Genomic DNA, 14,680 nt, shown 5'->3' with positions numbered 1-14,680 from the left:
GCAAGGCGTACGAAAAAAAGTTGCCATCGTTGTACACCTCGCTACAGCAGCACGGCCGCCAGCGAGTGGGCCGCATGGCGTACCTCCGGGGCGAAGGCCTCGATCTGCTCGCGGCTGACGAGGAAGGCCACCCCGGACACGCTGACCGCTCCCACCGGGCTCCCGGAGGAGTCCAGCAACGGTGCCGCGACGCAACGGATCGAGGCCTCGTTCTCCTCGTCGTCGACGGCGTAGCCACGCCGCCGGACCTCGGCGAGCTCGGTGTCCAGCTCGTCGCGCTCGGTGATGGTGGCCGGGGTCCGCCGCGCCAGCCCGGCGGCGCCCAGGACGTCGTCGCGCTCGAGCACGCCGAGGTGCGCCAGCACGCACTTGCCGATCGCCGTGCTGTGCAGCGGCAGCCACATCCCGATCCGCGAGGAGGTGCGGAAGGGTTGATCAGCTTCCACCTTGTGGGTGTAAACCGCGCGGTCCCCCGCGCGCAGCGCGAGGTGCACCGTATGGCCCACTTGGCGTTGCAGCTCCGCGAGGACCTGGTCCACCCCTCGGTCGTCGTCCCCTGCGACCTGTGCTGCCATCGCGCGCAGCCGGGGTCCCGGCGCGTACCGGCCGCCGCCGTGGCTGTGCACGAACCCGCGCTCGGCGAAGGTGCCGAGGATGCGGTGGGCACTGGGCTTGGGCACCCCGGCCGTCGCGGCGATCTCGGCGAGCCGGTGCGGGGCGCCCGGCATGGACACCGCCTCCAGCACCCGCAGCGCCTTCTCCACGGCGTTGCCGGAGGACGACGAACGCCCGTCGCCCCCGGTCTCGGCTGTCATTGGCACTCCTCGCCGCGTTGATCTGCGACCCACAATTCAAGCAGCGCCCCTGCCGTTCCACAACGTGGAACAATTCGGGCATATTCCCCGGCAGAGCCCCCGGTCGGCCGATCAGGAGCGCCCCCGGCGAGGTCGATCACTCCAGTGGGATCACGTGCCTTCGGGGAGGTGCCAGATGACCCGGTTCACCGAACGCGAGTTCGCCGCGGTTCTGCACGGGCCGCGCGACGTCCGGCTGGAGGAGGTGGACCGGCCGCGACCCGGTCCCGGCCAGGTCCTCGTCCAGATCGAGCGGGTCGGCCTCTGCGGCACCGACCTCAACTACTACGTCGACGGCTTCAACGGGCCCACGGTGCTGAGCGCGCCCACCGTCCTCGGTCACGAGGCCTCCGGCATCGTCGTCGGGGTCGGCGAGGGCACGCCGCCGAGGCTGCTCGGCAGGCAGGTCGCGCTCGAACCCGCGACCTCCTGCGGGGTCTGCCTGATCTGCCGCAGCGGGCGGTCCAACCTGTGCCCCAGCGGTTTCTGCCTCGGCTCGCCGCCCACCAACGGCGCGCTGCGCGAGCACGTGGTGATCGAGCACCGGCTCGCCCACCCCTTGCCCGAGCGGCTCAACCCGGAGGAGGGCGTGCTGATCGAGCCGCTCGCCGTCGGCTGCTGGGCGGTGCACCGCGCCCGGGTCGCCACCGGGCACCGCGTGCTCGTCACGGGCGCCGGGCCGATCGGCCTGCTCACCGCCAAGGCGGCGCTCGCGGCGGGGGCGTTGGAGGTCACCGTCGCCGACGTGCACCCGCAGCGCCTGGAGCTGGCCCGCAGGCTGCACCCCGGCCCCGTCGTGGACCTCGGCACCGACGAGCTGCCCGGCGCGAGCATCGACCGCATGCTGGAGTGCTCCGGCGCGGCGACGGCCCTCGAGGCGGTGGAGTCGCTCAAGCCGGGCGGGGTGATCGCGCTCGTCGGCGTCCCGCAGCGCTGGCCCGCCGCTCCGCTGGGCTACGTGCAGCGCTGGGAGGTCGACCTCGTCGGCTGCTTCCGCTACGGCCCCGCCGCCTTCCGCAGCGCCATCGGGTGGTCCGGCACCGGCCGCGTCCGGCTGTCCGGACTGGTCACCGCGAGGTTCTCGCTGGCCCACACCGGCCAGGCCATCGAGACCGCGCTCACTGACCGCACCCAGCTCAAGGTCGTCGTCCAACCCAACGCCGCCTGAGGATCTTCCCTCCAGGACCACACAGGAGCACCCTCGACACCGAGAGCGAACCGTCGCGGACGGCATGCCCTGAGCCGTGCGACATCGCGGCCAAAGCCGTCTTAAGCCCTGAACGACCCGTTTGGCGCGCTCAACGCACTGAACGGGTCGTTCAGCGCGCTCAACGCACCAAACCGTCCGTTCACTGGCACCCCTTGCGAGCTGAATGACTCATTGAGGTACTTGAGCGTCCTGAATGAGTCATTCAGGTCCCCGAGGACTCCAGACACGCGAACGGGGGCCGGTGCGCGTGCACCGGCCCCCGTAGTCGCGAGAGCGGCTAGTCGAGCTGCTTGACCGCTTCCGGGTCGCGGCGGACCTTGATCAGGCTGGCGATGGTGGTGATCGCCAGGACGCCGACGATGACCGAGAGCGAGAGCTCGATGCCGATGTGCGGCACGTCCAGCGGCTGGCCGCCGTTGATGAACGGCAGCTGGTTGCCGGCGAGCGCCTCCAGGATCAGCTTCACGCCGATGAAGCCCAGGATCACAGAGAGGCCGATGGAGAGGTAGACCAGCTTGTTCAGCAGGCCACCGATGAGGAAGTACAGCTGCCGCAGGCCCATCAGCGCGAAGGCGTTGGCGGTGAAGACCAGGTAGGTCTCCTTGGTGAGGCCGAAGATCGCCGGGATCGAGTCCAGCGCGAAGAGCAGGTCGGTGGAGCCGATGGCCACCATCACCACGAACATCGGGGTGACCCAGCGCTTGCCGTCGATGCGCACGAAGGACTTGGCCTCGTGGTAGTCCTTGGTCACCGGGAGCACCTTGCGGACGATCCGCAGCAGCGCGTTCTCCTTGAACTCCTCGTCGTCGTGCCCGGTGAACGCCAGCTTCCAGCCGGTGTAGATCAGGAACGCGCCGAAGAGGAAGAAGACCCAGGTGAAGCGCTCGATGAGCTGGGCGCCTGCCGCGATGAACGCGCCGCGCATGACCAGCGCCATCAGGATGCCGATCAGCAGCACCTTGTGCTGGTGGATCGCGGGGACCGAGAAGGTCGACATGATGATGACGAAGATGAAGAGATTGTCGATCGACAGCGAGTACTCGGTGATGTACCCGGCGAAGAACTCACCGGCGAACTGCCACCCGGAAAACATCCAGATGCCGAGTCCGAACAGAACCGCGAGAGCGACGTAGAAGACGACCCATCTGGACGCCTCACCGATCGTGACCTCGTGCGGCTTTCTGTCCACGATCACGAGATCGATCGCGATCAGGACGAGCAGGCCGACGATCGTCGCGATCCACAGCCAGACGGGAACGTTCACCATTCACCTCCGGTTCACAGGCGTGCGCCATTGACCGGAGGTCTCTTCCGCCGACTGTCGTCCAGTCGACCGACGGCACCGGGAGGAGAACCTCCGTGATGACGATGCCGCCGCGAAGGAATACTCCCCTCCAACAACGGAACAAGATTCTCACGCCCGACCGCCCCGGCACCAGCCGGGGTGAGCGGACACACGCTGCACGCCTCCCGGGACGGCTGGGACGATGTGCGGCCATGATCCTCGAAGTCGCCGAGATCCTTGTCCAGCCGGGCGAGGAAGAGGAGTTCGAAGCCGCCTACCGGGTGGCCGTCGAGCACGTGCTGGGCAGCCCCGGCTGCCGTTCCGCCCGCCTGACCAGGGGCGTTGAGAACCCGAGCCGGTTCGTGCTGTTCGTGGAGTGGGACAGCGTCGCCGCGCACGTCGAGGGCTTCCGGAACTCCCCGGCGTTCACCCGTTGGAGGGAAGGAATCGGCCGCTTCCTCGTGGGTACCCCGAGGGTCGAGCACTTCGTTCCCGCAGGTGAGTGAGGGTGCGAGGGGGGTGCTGACAAAAGTCACGGCTGGGCCGGGCGCCCCGACCGTGCGACGATCAGCGATGTGATCGTCACGATCGCCGAGATCATCATCCGTCCCGGTGACGAGAACGCGTTCATCGCCGCCTACCGCGAGGCGCGCAGGCACATTGCCGACTCGCCCGGCTGCCGGATGCTCCGGCTGGTGCGCGGGATCGAACAACCGAACCGTTTTCTGCTCTTCTCGGAGTGGGTTTCACTCGAATCTCACATCGAAGGTTTCTACGGTTCGGACGGTTTCCTGTCGTGGCGGGCGGGCGTCTGCGAATACTTCGCGGAACCGCCCTGCGTGGAACACGTGGTCGACCTGCGCGACCGATCTGACGAGTGACGTGACGACGGACACGGCAGCTCCCGGGTGTTGATCCCGGACACGTATCGATTCCACGTTCCGTGACGCCTTGCTCACGGCAGTTCGCATAACGTCGGCCCCGTGCCCGTCCAGCGCTCCCGAAACCGGGCGTTGCCCCTGTTCGCCCTCGTCGTCCTGCTGATCTGCGGCGGGGTCGTGCTGTGGTCGAACACCCCGGCGACACCCGCCCCCGTCACCACCCGCCCCGTGCTGCTCGACGTCGTCGACGGCCCTCAGCGGAGCGAGCGGGTCCAGATCGACGCCACGCTCTACCTGCCAGAACGGACACCGGCCCCCGCCGTGATCGTCGCTCACGGCTTCGGCGGCAACAAGGACTCGGTCGCCACCGACGCCACGGAGCTGGCCAACCGGGGCTTCGTGGTGCTCGCCTACTCGGCGCGCGGTTTCGGCCGCTCGACCGGCCAGATCGCGCTGAACGCGCGCGACTACGAGATCGCCGACGCCGAGCAGCTGGTGAGCTGGCTGTCCCGGCAGCCGGAGGTAGCGCTCGACGGGCCGGGCGATCCCCGGGTGGGCGTGACCGGCGGTTCCTACGGTGGCGCGCTGTCGCTGATGCTGGCCGGGGTGGACCGGCGCGTCGATGCGATCGCGCCGGTGATCACCTGGAACGACCTCGCTCAGGCGCTCATCCCGAACGCGGGGACGCGGGACCTCTCGGCTCCTGGAACTCCGGCGGGCGGCGGAGGCGCGGACGGCGGCGTGTTCAAGCGCGCGTGGGCAGGCATGTTCTTCTCCTCAGGACTCGGTCCGGCGAGCACCGGCGGCGGCGCGGCTGGCCAGGAGGCACCGGAGCCCGGCGTGCCCTCCAGCGGGTCGAACGCCCCCGCTCCGGCAGCGCAGCCTCAAGAGCGCGCGGCGCCGAGCCTCGGTGGCCCCGGACAGGGACCTGCGACCTGCGGGCGGTTCCGGCCCGAGGTCTGCGCGGCCTACACCGAGGTGGCCACCACCGGGAAGGCCAGTCAGCAGACCATCGACCTGCTGCGGCGCTCATCGCCGGTCAGCGTGGCCGACAAGATCACGGTGCCGTCGCTGATCGTGCAGGGCGAGCGGGACACGCTCTTCGGACTCGACCAGTCCGACGCCAACGCCAGGCAGATCGCAGGAGCGGGCGGCAAGGTCAAGACGATCTGGTACGCGGGCGGCCACGACGGCGGCGGGCCAGGACCGTTGCTGCGCGGGCAGATCGGCGACTGGTTCTCCTTCCACCTCGCCGGTCAGGGCGCCGACCCCGGTACCGGTTTCTCCTACGCGGTCCAAGGCGCGTTCCGCACCGGAGGCGGCGTGTCCGTCCGTGAGGTCGTCGCAGGCGGCTACCCGGGGCTGCACGGGCAGCGAGCGGTCGCACGCGAACGTTTCGAGCTGACCGGCAAGGCCCAGCCGGTGATCAACCCCGCGGGCGGCAACCCGTCAGCCATCAGCGGCTTCCCAGGACTTTCCGACAGGATCGGCGGATCGTCCTCGGCGCTGAGCGGAGGACTGGCCATCGACATCCCCGGGCAGTCCGCGAGCTTCACGACGCAGCCGCTGACCGAACAGGTGCTCGTTGCGGGGGCGGCAAACGTCCGCGTTCGGGTGCGGTCGATCCCCGGTCAGCCCACGACGGGCGAGGCCGTGCTGTTCGGCAAGCTCTACGACGTCAGCCAGGACGGGCGGCGAACGCTCGCAGGCGGAGCGGTGGCGCCGGTGCGCGTCACCGGGCTGCCGGCTGACGGCTCCCCCGTCGATGTGAACGTCGCGCTGCCCGGCGTCGTGCGGCCGTTCGAGACGGGTCACCGTATGCAGGTCGTGCTCGCAACGACGGACCAGTCCTTCGCAGGGGCGAGCGAACCGGCGACGCACCTCGTCGAGCTCGCCGATCCCGCGCTGTCGGTCCCGGTCGTTCCCGGAACGCGCAGCGCGTCCCCCGCTCCGATCGGGGCGCTCATCGGCATCGGCGCCGTGCTCGCGGTCGCCGTGCTCGCCGCGCTGATCGCCAGGTTCCGCAGGCGGCGCGCGGACGACGTCGACGAGTCCTTTGTGGACACTCCGCTGGTGATCAGCGGCCTTCGCAAGGAGTACAAGGGCGGACTCACTGCGGTTGACGGGTTGTCCTTCACCGTTCAGCGCGGCCAGGTGCTCGGCCTGCTCGGCCCCAACGGCGCCGGCAAGACCACGACGCTGCGCATGCTGATGGGCCTCGTCCAGCCGACCGACGGCGAGATCCGGGTCTTCGGCCACCGGGTGCACAGCGGAGCCCCCGTACTCTCGCGCATCGGGTCCTTCGTCGAGGGTTCGGGTTTCCTGCCGCACCTCTCCGGCACGGCGAACCTGCGGCTGTACTGGGCGGCGACCGGCAGGCCTGCCGAGGAGGCGCGCTTCGACGAGGCGCTGGAGATCGCGGGGCTCGGCAAGGCGGTGCGGCGGCGCGTGGGCACCTACAGCCAGGGCATGCGGCAGCGGCTGGCCATCGCCCAGGCGATGCTGGGGCTGCCCGACCTGCTGGTGCTCGACGAACCGGCCAACGGCCTCGACCCGCCGCAGATCCACCAGATGCGCGAGGTGCTGCGGAGCTACGCGGCGACCGGGCGGACGGTGGTGGTGTCCAGCCATCTGCTCGCCGAGGTCGAGCAGACGTGCAGTCACGTCGTGGTGATGCACCGCGGCAGGCTCGTCGCCTCCGGCGAGGTCGCCGAGATCGTCGCGGGCGGTGGCGCCGCCTCGTTCCGCGTGGACCGGCCGAGCACGGCGGTGAACACGCTGCGCACGCTGGAGGGCGTCAGCGAGGTGAGCGCGGAGGGTGAGTTCGTCTCCGCCGAGCTGGGCGTGCTGCCCAGGGCGATCGCGGTCGCCGCGCTGGTGCGGGCGGGGATCGCGGTCGAGCAGGCGGGGCCGCGGCGGCGGCTAGAGGACGCCTTCCTTCAGCTTGTCGGTGAGGAGTCGGTGCAGTGAGCGAGGGTTCGGTCCCATCAACCGCGACGCGGGCGGACGGCGCGATCGCGGGTTACCGCGAGGGCCGCACGCTGCCGCTGCGCGTGGAGCTGGCCAGGCAGTTCGGCAGGCGGCGCACGCAGGTCACGCTCGGCCTGCTCGCGGTGTTGCCGGTGGTGCTGCTGCTCGCCTTCGAGCTGGGCTCCAACAGCACGGCACGCCGTCAGGGCGGCCTTGTCGATCTGGCGACGGCGAGCGGGCAGAACTTCGTCACCTTCGCGCTGTTCGCCTCGGCGAACTTCCTGCTGGTCGTGGTGGTCGCGCTGTTCTTCGGCGACACCGTGGCCAGCGAGGCGTCGTGGTCCAGCCTCAAGTACCTGCTGGCGATCCCGGTCCCGCGCGGGCGGTTGCTGCGGCAGAAGGCGCTGGTCTCCGGTCTGCTGTCGGTTCTCGGCCTGCTGGTGCTGCCCGCGATGTCGTTGGCGGTCGGGCTGATCTGGTACGGCGCGGGCGACATGGTGACGCCGACCGGCGAGTCCGTTGCGCTCGCCGACGGGCTCACCGCCCTGGTGCTGGCGCTGTGCTACCTGGCCGTGCACCTGTTCTGGGTGGCCGGGCTCGCGCTGCTGCTGTCGGTGTCCACGGACGCGCCGCTGAGCGCGGTCGGCGGCGCCGCGCTGGTGTCCATCGTGTCGCAGATCCTCAACCAGATCACCGATCTCGGTTCCCTGCGCGAGTTCCTGCCGACGCACTACTCCACGGCGTGGGCGGACCTGCTGAGCACCGACATCGACTGGTCGAACATGGCGGCGGGCGCGTTCTCCTCGCTGGCTTACGGCACGTTCTTCGTGCTGCTGGCCGTGCGGCGGTTCGCGCGCAAGGACATCACCAGCTGAGGTTCTAGAACCAGAGGAGTCCGACGCCGCCGCTGGGCAGGATGACAGCGGCGGCGATCACCAGCAGGGGCGCCGCGATGGCGACCGCGATCCGGCCCCGGCTGGTGCCGTCGGTGCGCGGCTCCCCCGTCATCAGCAACCCGATCACGATGGTCAGCAGGATCGCCAGGAACGTCACCAGGCGGTCGGCGAAGACGTAGTTCGCAGCTGCAAGGCTCACCATGGCCCCACCGAACACCCTCCACCCCCTCAAGGTCAACTTTCTGCCCACCCCACCTTTTCCGTTCCGCACGCACAACGGACTTGAGAGCGCTCTCCCTTGCGGCGATGAGTGCGGAACAGGAGTTTCGGACGTGCGCGCGGATGTGCTCCAAGCGCCGTTCGTCAACACCCGCGACGCACGCTCTCCAAGCGCTACCGCGACTCGCCGCTCCGCTTCAACACCACCTTCCCCGGCGCACCTTCCACCACCGCCGTCCGTACCGATGAGACGGATTCCCCCCACCCGCGACCTGCGCGTTGACGCCTCCCGGCAAATGCCGGAACAATTGAATCGGGGGGATCCCCACAGCGGACGAAAGCCACCCTCGTCCCCACCGAACCCGCGTTTCGACTTTTTGCCACCGTGGCAATCAATAACGCGTTGGAGTGATTCACCGCCCCCGAGCCCGTTCGACGGCCTTTTTCGTCAGTGCCCCGCGCAACCATTGCGCCGAAATCGTCCACGAAGCTGGAGGGCACATGACCGACCCCGATCCGACGCTGCGCGGGCAGGACCTCGGCGAACGGCTGCGCAGGCTGCGGATCGCCTCGGGGCTGACCCTGGCCGACGCCGGGGAACGGATCGACGCCTCCAGCAGCAAGCTCAGCCGGATCGAGTGCGGCAAGCGCTGCGCGCGGGTGGAGGACGTCGCCGCGCTGCTCGCGCTGTACGACGTGACCGGCGACCGCCGCGCGCGGCTGCTCGCCCTCGCCAGGGAGGTCGACCGGCGCGGCTGGTGGCAGCCGTACCACCCCGACCACGAGGAGCGCCTGCGCACGCTGCTGCGACTGGAGGCCGAGGCCAACGGCATCGTCGACTTCCAGGCGACGCACGTACCGGACCTGCTGCAGACCACCGAGTACGCGCGGGCGCTGCTGACCGAGAGCGAGATGCTGACCGAGCGCGAGATCCGGCAGCTGGTGACGAGCAGGAAGCGCCGCAGGGCCCGGCTGCGCGAGGAGCGCTCGCCCACCCTGCTTGCGATCACCACCGAGCACGCGCTGCGCTACACCGTCGGCGGCGTTCCCGTGCAGCGCAGGCAGCTCGACCACCTGCTGCGAATGTCGACGAGGCGCCGTGTGACGCTGCTCGTGGTGCCGAACTCCACCAGGGCGAACGTGGGCTGGACCGGCTCGTTCTCGGTGTACGCGCGCAGCACGCCGCCGACGGTGGTCTTCGTCGACCACCTCACCTCGCACCTGTTCCTGGAGGACGACGGCGACGTCGAGACCTACGAGCGCGCCGTCGATCGCCTCGTGGACGCCGCGCTCGACACCGGCGAGTCCGCCGCGCTCATCGCCAGGGTCGCCAAAGAACTGGAGTGAAACTCACCATTCCCTTGCCCGCGTTGACATCCAGGCGCACGCGGTGCTCGGCGACCTTGCCTGCGGGAGAGCGTTGAGAAAGCGGCGGAGCCGTGCCGCCGGGATCGGCGGCGGCGCAGGAGTCGCTCCAGTGCTCCTCGGGGATGCCGTGCGCCCGCGCCCAGAACCGGCCCAGCGCACCGGGATCGGCCACGTCGAAGCTCGCCCGGGGCGCGGAGGGTCACCAGGCGATCATGCTCGGCGACGGACTGTCTAGGATCTGCCTCTCCCCCTGCCGACATCCCCACCCCGGAGGAGAGACAACGATGGGAACCCCCGTCCACTTCACGATCAACGCCAGCGACCCGGCCCGCGCGCAGGCGTTCTACAGCGCCGTCCTGGACTGGAAGTTCAGCCAGCTCGGAGACATGCCGTACTGGGGGATCGAGACCGGTGAGGACGCCACCATCGGCGGCGGCATGGTGCAGCGCACCGGCGACGCCCCGGCCGCCGGCCAGCCTGCGAACTCCTTCGTGCTGACCGTGCTCGTCGAGGACTGCGACGCCACCGCGGAGTCCGCGGTCGCCAACGGCGGTGCGATCGCCGTCGCCAAGACCACGCTGCCCGGTCTCGGCTGGACCGTCCACATCTCCGACACCGAGGGCAACATCTTCGGCGCCATGCAGCACGACCCGAGCGCGGCCTGATGACGCGCGGGGCCGGTCGGCTCACCACCGTCCGGCCCCACCGCCGCACTCCGCGGCGGGTTCCCCGGTCTTCAAGTACCCAGAACCCCACCCCCAGCGGTCGCCAACCGCCACAAACCCGCGCCACAACGCCTGCGAGCGATCGGGTTCGCCAGTCTTCAAGACCCGCAAACCCAGACCCCAACGGTCGTCAACGGTCGCAAACCCCCGCGAGGCCGCCGGGTTCGCGACCGTTGACGATGATCGACAAGGGGGTTGGGTGGTCTTGAAGACACCCCAACCCCGACGACGCGGCAGCGTCACCTTGACGCCTGCGGCAGTGGCTACTTGACGCCTGCGGCGTCCATGCCGCGGAGCTCCTTCTTCAGGTCGTGGATCTCATCGCGCAACCGCCCGGCCAACTCGAACTGCAACTCGCGCGCCGCGTTCATCATCTGGTCGGTCAGCTGCTGCACGAGATCCGCCAGCTCGGCCCTCGCCATCGTCTTGACGTCGCGGTCACCGAGGACGCCCGCGGTGGTGCGGCCACCGCCGCCCTGCTCCGGCTTCTTGCCGCGCGAGGCGTTGCGGCCGGAACCGCCGACGGCCACCTGCTCGCTGTCCTCGGCCTCGGCGTAGACGACGTCGAGGATGTCGGCGATCTTCTTCCGCAGCGGCGTCGGGTCGATGCCCTGCTCGGTGTTGTAGGCGGTCTGCTTGGCACGGCGCCGATTGGTCTCGTCGATCGCGTACTGCATCGAGTCGGTGATCTTGTCGGCGTACATGTGCACCTGGCCGGAGACGTTGCGCGCCGCGCGGCCGATGGTCTGGATGAGGCTGGTCCCCGAGCGCAGGAAGCCCTCCTTGTCGGCGTCCAGGATGGACACCAGGGAGACCTCGGGCAGGTCGAGCCCTTCGCGCAGCAGGTTGATGCCGACGAGCACGTCGTACTCGCCGAGCCGCAGCTGGCGCAGCAGTTCCACCCGGCGCAGCGTGTCCACCTCGGAGTGCAGGTAGCGCACCCGGATGCCCAGCTCCAGCAGGTAGTCGGTGAGGTCCTCGGCCATCTTCTTGGTCAACGTGGTGACCAGGACGCGCTCGTCGCGCTCCGCGCGCACGCGGATCTCGTGCACGAGGTCGTCGATCTGGCCCTCGGTCGGCTTGATGACGACCTCGGGGTCGATGAGGCCGGTGGGCCGGATGACCTGCTCGACGAACTCGCCCTGCGCCTGGCCCATCTCGTAGGAGCCGGGCGTCGCGGACAGGTACACCGTCTGCCCGATCCGGTCGGTGAACTCCTCCCAGGTCAGCGGGCGGTTGTCCAGCGCGCTCGGCAGCCGGAAACCGTGCTCGACCAGGGTGCGCTTGCGGGAGGCGTCGCCCTCGTACATGCCGCCGACCTGCGGCACGGTCACGTGCGACTCGTCGATGACGAGCAGGAAGTCCTCGGGGAAGTAGTCGAGCAGCGTCGCGGGCGCGGTCCCCGCCTCACGGCCGTCGACGTGCCGCGAGTAGTTCTCGATGCCGGAGCAGAAGCCGACCTGGCGCATCATCTCGATGTCGTAGTTGGTGCGCATGCGCAGCCGCTGCGCCTCCAGCAGCTTGCCCTGCTTCTCCATCTTCGCCAGCGTCACCTCGAGCTCCTGTTCGATGTCGCGGATCGCCCGCTCCATCCGCTCAGGGCCCGCCACGTAGTGCGTCGCGGGGAAGATCCGCAGCTCGTCGCACTCCTTGACCACGTCGCCGGTCAACGGGTGCAGGTAGTACAGCCGCTCGATCTCGTCGCCGAAGAACTCCACCCGGACGGCCAGCTCTTCGTAGGCGGGGATGACCTCGACGGTGTCGCCGCGCACGCGGAACGTGCCGCGGGCGAAGGCGATGTCGTTGCGCGTGTACTGCACGTCCACCAGCGCGCGCAGCAGCGTCTCGCGCTCGACCTCCTGGCCGACCTTGAGCTGCACCGAGCGGTCGAGGTACTCCTGCGGCGTGCCGAGGCCGTAGATGCAGGACACCGAGGCGACGACGATGGTGTCGCGGCGCGTCAGCAGGCTCATCGTCGCGGAGTGGCGCAGGCGCTCGACCTCCGCGTTGGTCGAGGAGTCCTTCTCGATGTAGGTGTCGGTCTGCGGGACGTAGGCCTCTGGCTGGTAGTAGTCGTAGTAGCTGACGAAGTACTCGACCGCGTTGTTCGGGAACAGTTCGCGCAGCTCGTTCGCCAGCTGGGCGGCCAGCGTCTTGTTCGGCGCCATCACCAGGGTCGGCCGCTGCAACCGCTCGATCAGCCACGCGGTGGTCGCGGACTTGCCGGTACCGGTGGCGCCCAGCAGCACGATGTCCCGCTCGCCCGCCCTGACCCGGCGTTCGAGCTCGTCGATGGCCGCAGGCTGGTCACCTGCGGGCTTGTAGTCGCTGACCACCTCGAACCGGGCCGACGTCCGTGGAATCTCGCCAACGGGGCGGTGTTCGGAGATCGGGCCGGCAGAGGGGTAGTAGTGCGGTTCTTGTGCCACGTCGTCGAGGGTATGTCGGAGCACTGACAGTCTGCTCAGCAGGAGCAATCACAGTCGCAGCTACGGCAGCAGGCGCGGCATCCGCAGTTCAGGCCGCCCTCGCACGCGCGGCAGCCGCACTCGCCGCAGCAGTCCCCGCAACACTCGTTGCAGCAGTTGTCCCGACGGCAGAAGCCCTCCTTCTTCTTGCGGTCCCACGGGTCGTTGTACTCCTTGCGGCAGCACATCTGGCCCGTGCAGAACAGGAACGAGGCGATGCCGCAGCCGACGAACCAGTTGCGCCTCGGCAGGTCAGGGGCCTGCGGCGCGGTCGGGTCGGCGTGCTGGGCGAAGACGCGATCAACAGCCGCCTCCAGCTCGTGCACGAGCAGCGCGTGGGCCAGCCGCTGGTCGGTGAAGTCGACCTCCTTCAGCGCCAGCCGCACGCCGAGGACCGCGTCGTCGCAGAGCCGCCGGGCTTCCTCGAAGGAGGTGCCGGTGGCCAGCAGCGGGTTCCAGGCGCCGGACGCGCGGTCGGCGGCGAGGTCCTCCACCGCGTCGAGCAGGTGCGCGACCCGGCCGAACAGCCGCCCGGCCTCGGCGAGCGCGTCGGCGTTGCCGGGGCGGTCCGCCAGCACGGCGGTGTGGGAGAAGGCGGCCGCGGTGGCGGTCTCGGTGGGCTCGGTGGCCAGCAACGGCGAGTCGCCGACGCCGATGCCGCGCTCCAGATCTCCTTGGCGCAGAACGGCTTCGGTGAGCACGGTGGTGTCGAAGCCGATGCTGTCGCCGGTGCTGGCGCCCTGCCTGGCCCAGCGCGTGGCGACGCGGCGACCGACTCCGGCGAACCGCGCGTTGGCGAAGGCCCCGTCGCCGTCCTCGGCGTGGTCGCGGATCTTCGCCGAGGCCAGCACGAGGGAGACGGCGGCGGCCAGCTGCGCCCCGGACCCGATGCTGATCTTGGCGGGCATCATGGCGCGCAGCGGGCACGGACCCGCGGTGCGCCTGCTCGCCCGCTCCGACTGCGCCTCGACCAGGACCGAGATGACCAGGCCGTCGTAGTTGGTGACGACCCTGGCGAGCTGGCCGTGCTCGTCGCGCAGCGCGTGGCAGAGCCCGCACAGGTGCGCGAGCCAGGCTTCGCGCAGCTGCTTGGACAGGCGGTTGCGACAGGGTCGAATGATGCCGAACACGGCTCCCCCTCGTGATGGTCCCCGGCCCAGTCCGGGGGAGGCAGGATGCCACGACGCGACCAGGCGTGTGATTGTTCTGGACGAACTCCGCCCACATCGCGATCGTGGACGGCGTGACGCCCAGCGCAGCCCACCCGGGATCAGGCCACCTCCACCCGCCGAAGGTGGAGGTCTTCGACGTCGACGCGGGCACGAACACCGATCCCAAGGGGTTCGTGCGCCAGGTCGACACCTACCGGAGCGAGCCGTTCGGCCTCTACATGGCCCGGCCGACGCCGGGACACCCCCGGCTGGCCTACTTCCGGAGCTGGTTGCTGCCCTCGCTCGGACTGCGCGTGGGCAGCTGGAGCTGGCACCCGGGCTGCGAGGAGAGCTTCGACTATTACCTCGATGTGGTGAACATCAGCCGCGTCGGAAACGTCTGGCGGACCAAGGACCTCTACCTGGACCTGCTCGTGACGTCCGGATCGGCGGTCCAGGTGGTCGACGTCGACGAGCTGCTGAGCGCGCTCGGCTCGGGTCTGGTCGACGCCGAGGAGGCCGAGTGGGCACTCACCGTGACGCATCGCACAGTCGACGGACTCAGCGGTAGTGGCTATGACCTCGACAAATGGCTCACCGGTCACGGTATCGCCCTGTCGTGGAAACCGTGACCACGGGTAACCACCCTCAGG

14 protein-coding genes are annotated in these 14,680 nt (G+C 69.7%); 8 read left to right on the top strand and 6 right to left on the bottom strand.

The window, feature by feature from the left end:
• Positions 1-41 precede the first annotated feature (41 nt).
• The gene (locus ABD798_RS20465; RefSeq protein WP_344877160.1) at positions 42-815 is read right to left on the bottom strand and encodes an IclR family transcriptional regulator; all 774 of its coding nucleotides are present in this window, start codon (positions 813-815) and stop codon (positions 42-44) included.
• A 175-nt stretch (positions 816-990) separates the two neighbouring features.
• On the opposite strand from ABD798_RS20465, the gene ABD798_RS20460 reads away from it, so the two are divergent.
• On the top strand, positions 991-2,022 hold the full coding sequence (locus ABD798_RS20460) for an alcohol dehydrogenase catalytic domain-containing protein (RefSeq protein WP_344877158.1): 1,032 nt from the start codon (positions 991-993) through the stop codon (positions 2,020-2,022).
• Positions 2,023-2,341: 319 nt separating this feature from the next.
• Here ABD798_RS20460 and ABD798_RS20455 read toward each other — a convergent pair whose 3' ends face one another.
• Positions 2,342-3,328 carry a TerC family protein gene (locus tag ABD798_RS20455; RefSeq protein ID WP_344877156.1) on the bottom strand — a complete coding sequence of 329 codons (987 nt, stop codon included), beginning with the start codon at positions 3,326-3,328 and terminating at the stop codon, positions 2,342-2,344.
• Between the two features lie 233 nt (positions 3,329-3,561).
• On the opposite strand from ABD798_RS20455, the gene ABD798_RS20450 reads away from it, so the two are divergent.
• From ABD798_RS20450 to ABD798_RS20435, 4 genes are all read left to right on the top strand, one after another.
• Positions 3,562-3,855 carry a putative quinol monooxygenase gene (locus ABD798_RS20450; RefSeq protein ID WP_344877154.1) on the top strand — a complete coding sequence of 98 codons (294 nt, stop codon included), beginning with the start codon at positions 3,562-3,564 and terminating at the stop codon, positions 3,853-3,855.
• Between the two features lie 69 nt (positions 3,856-3,924).
• Positions 3,925-4,230, top strand: a complete 306-nt coding sequence (locus ABD798_RS20445; RefSeq protein ID WP_344877152.1) for an antibiotic biosynthesis monooxygenase family protein — start codon at positions 3,925-3,927, stop codon at positions 4,228-4,230.
• 102 nt (positions 4,231-4,332) lie between these two features.
• Positions 4,333-7,200: an alpha/beta fold hydrolase gene (locus ABD798_RS20440; RefSeq protein ID WP_344877150.1), complete on the top strand. Its 2,868-nt coding sequence runs from the start codon at positions 4,333-4,335 to the stop codon at positions 7,198-7,200.
• Positions 7,197-8,075, top strand: a complete 879-nt coding sequence (locus tag ABD798_RS20435; protein ID WP_344877148.1) for an ABC transporter permease — start codon at positions 7,197-7,199, stop codon at positions 8,073-8,075. Before ABD798_RS20440 ends, ABD798_RS20435 begins: the two co-directional genes overlap by 4 nt.
• Positions 8,076-8,079: 4 nt before the next feature.
• Here ABD798_RS20435 and ABD798_RS20430 read toward each other — a convergent pair whose 3' ends face one another.
• A complete protein-coding gene (locus tag ABD798_RS20430; RefSeq protein ID WP_344877146.1) occupies positions 8,080-8,295 on the bottom strand; it encodes a hypothetical protein in 216 nt (71 codons plus the stop codon).
• A 521-nt stretch (positions 8,296-8,816) separates the two neighbouring features.
• Here ABD798_RS20430 and ABD798_RS20425 point away from each other — a divergent pair.
• The gene (locus tag ABD798_RS20425; RefSeq protein ID WP_344877144.1) at positions 8,817-9,662 is read left to right on the top strand and encodes a helix-turn-helix domain-containing protein; all 846 of its coding nucleotides are present in this window, start codon (positions 8,817-8,819) and stop codon (positions 9,660-9,662) included.
• Here ABD798_RS20425 and ABD798_RS20420 read toward each other — a convergent pair.
• Positions 9,631-9,855, bottom strand: coding sequence for a VOC family protein (locus ABD798_RS20420; RefSeq protein WP_344877142.1), 225 nt, complete (start codon positions 9,853-9,855; stop codon positions 9,631-9,633). The two genes, ABD798_RS20425 and ABD798_RS20420, sit on opposite strands and share 32 nt — an antisense overlap.
• Before the next feature lie 112 nt (positions 9,856-9,967).
• Here ABD798_RS20420 and ABD798_RS20415 point away from each other — a divergent pair, with 112 nt between their 5' ends.
• The gene (locus ABD798_RS20415; protein ID WP_344877140.1) at positions 9,968-10,348 is read left to right on the top strand and encodes a VOC family protein; all 381 of its coding nucleotides are present in this window, start codon (positions 9,968-9,970) and stop codon (positions 10,346-10,348) included.
• A 323-nt stretch (positions 10,349-10,671) separates the two neighbouring features.
• On the opposite strand, the gene uvrB is transcribed toward ABD798_RS20415, so the two are convergent.
• Both uvrB and ABD798_RS20405 read right to left on the bottom strand, forming a co-directional pair.
• Complete coding sequence (gene uvrB / locus ABD798_RS20410; protein WP_344877138.1) at positions 10,672-12,837, bottom strand: excinuclease ABC subunit UvrB; 2,166 nt, start codon at positions 12,835-12,837, stop codon at positions 10,672-10,674.
• Between the two features lie 35 nt (positions 12,838-12,872).
• The gene (locus ABD798_RS20405; protein WP_344877136.1) at positions 12,873-14,006 is read right to left on the bottom strand and encodes a DUF5685 family protein; all 1,134 of its coding nucleotides are present in this window, start codon (positions 14,004-14,006) and stop codon (positions 12,873-12,875) included.
• A 113-nt stretch (positions 14,007-14,119) separates the two neighbouring features.
• Here ABD798_RS20405 and ABD798_RS20400 point away from each other — a divergent pair, with 113 nt between their 5' ends.
• The gene (locus ABD798_RS20400) at positions 14,120-14,659 is read left to right on the top strand and encodes a ribonuclease FAU-1 family protein (RefSeq protein ID WP_344877134.1); all 540 of its coding nucleotides are present in this window, start codon (positions 14,120-14,122) and stop codon (positions 14,657-14,659) included.
• The last annotated feature ends 21 nt before the right edge of the window (positions 14,660-14,680 follow it).

Source organism: Allokutzneria multivorans, assembly GCF_039537405.1.
In the GTDB taxonomy this organism is placed as follows: Bacteria; Actinomycetota; Actinomycetes; order Mycobacteriales; family Pseudonocardiaceae; genus Allokutzneria; species Allokutzneria multivorans.
The sequence above is the reverse complement of the archived record's forward strand: the minus strand, read 5'-3'. Positions and strand labels throughout refer to the sequence as shown.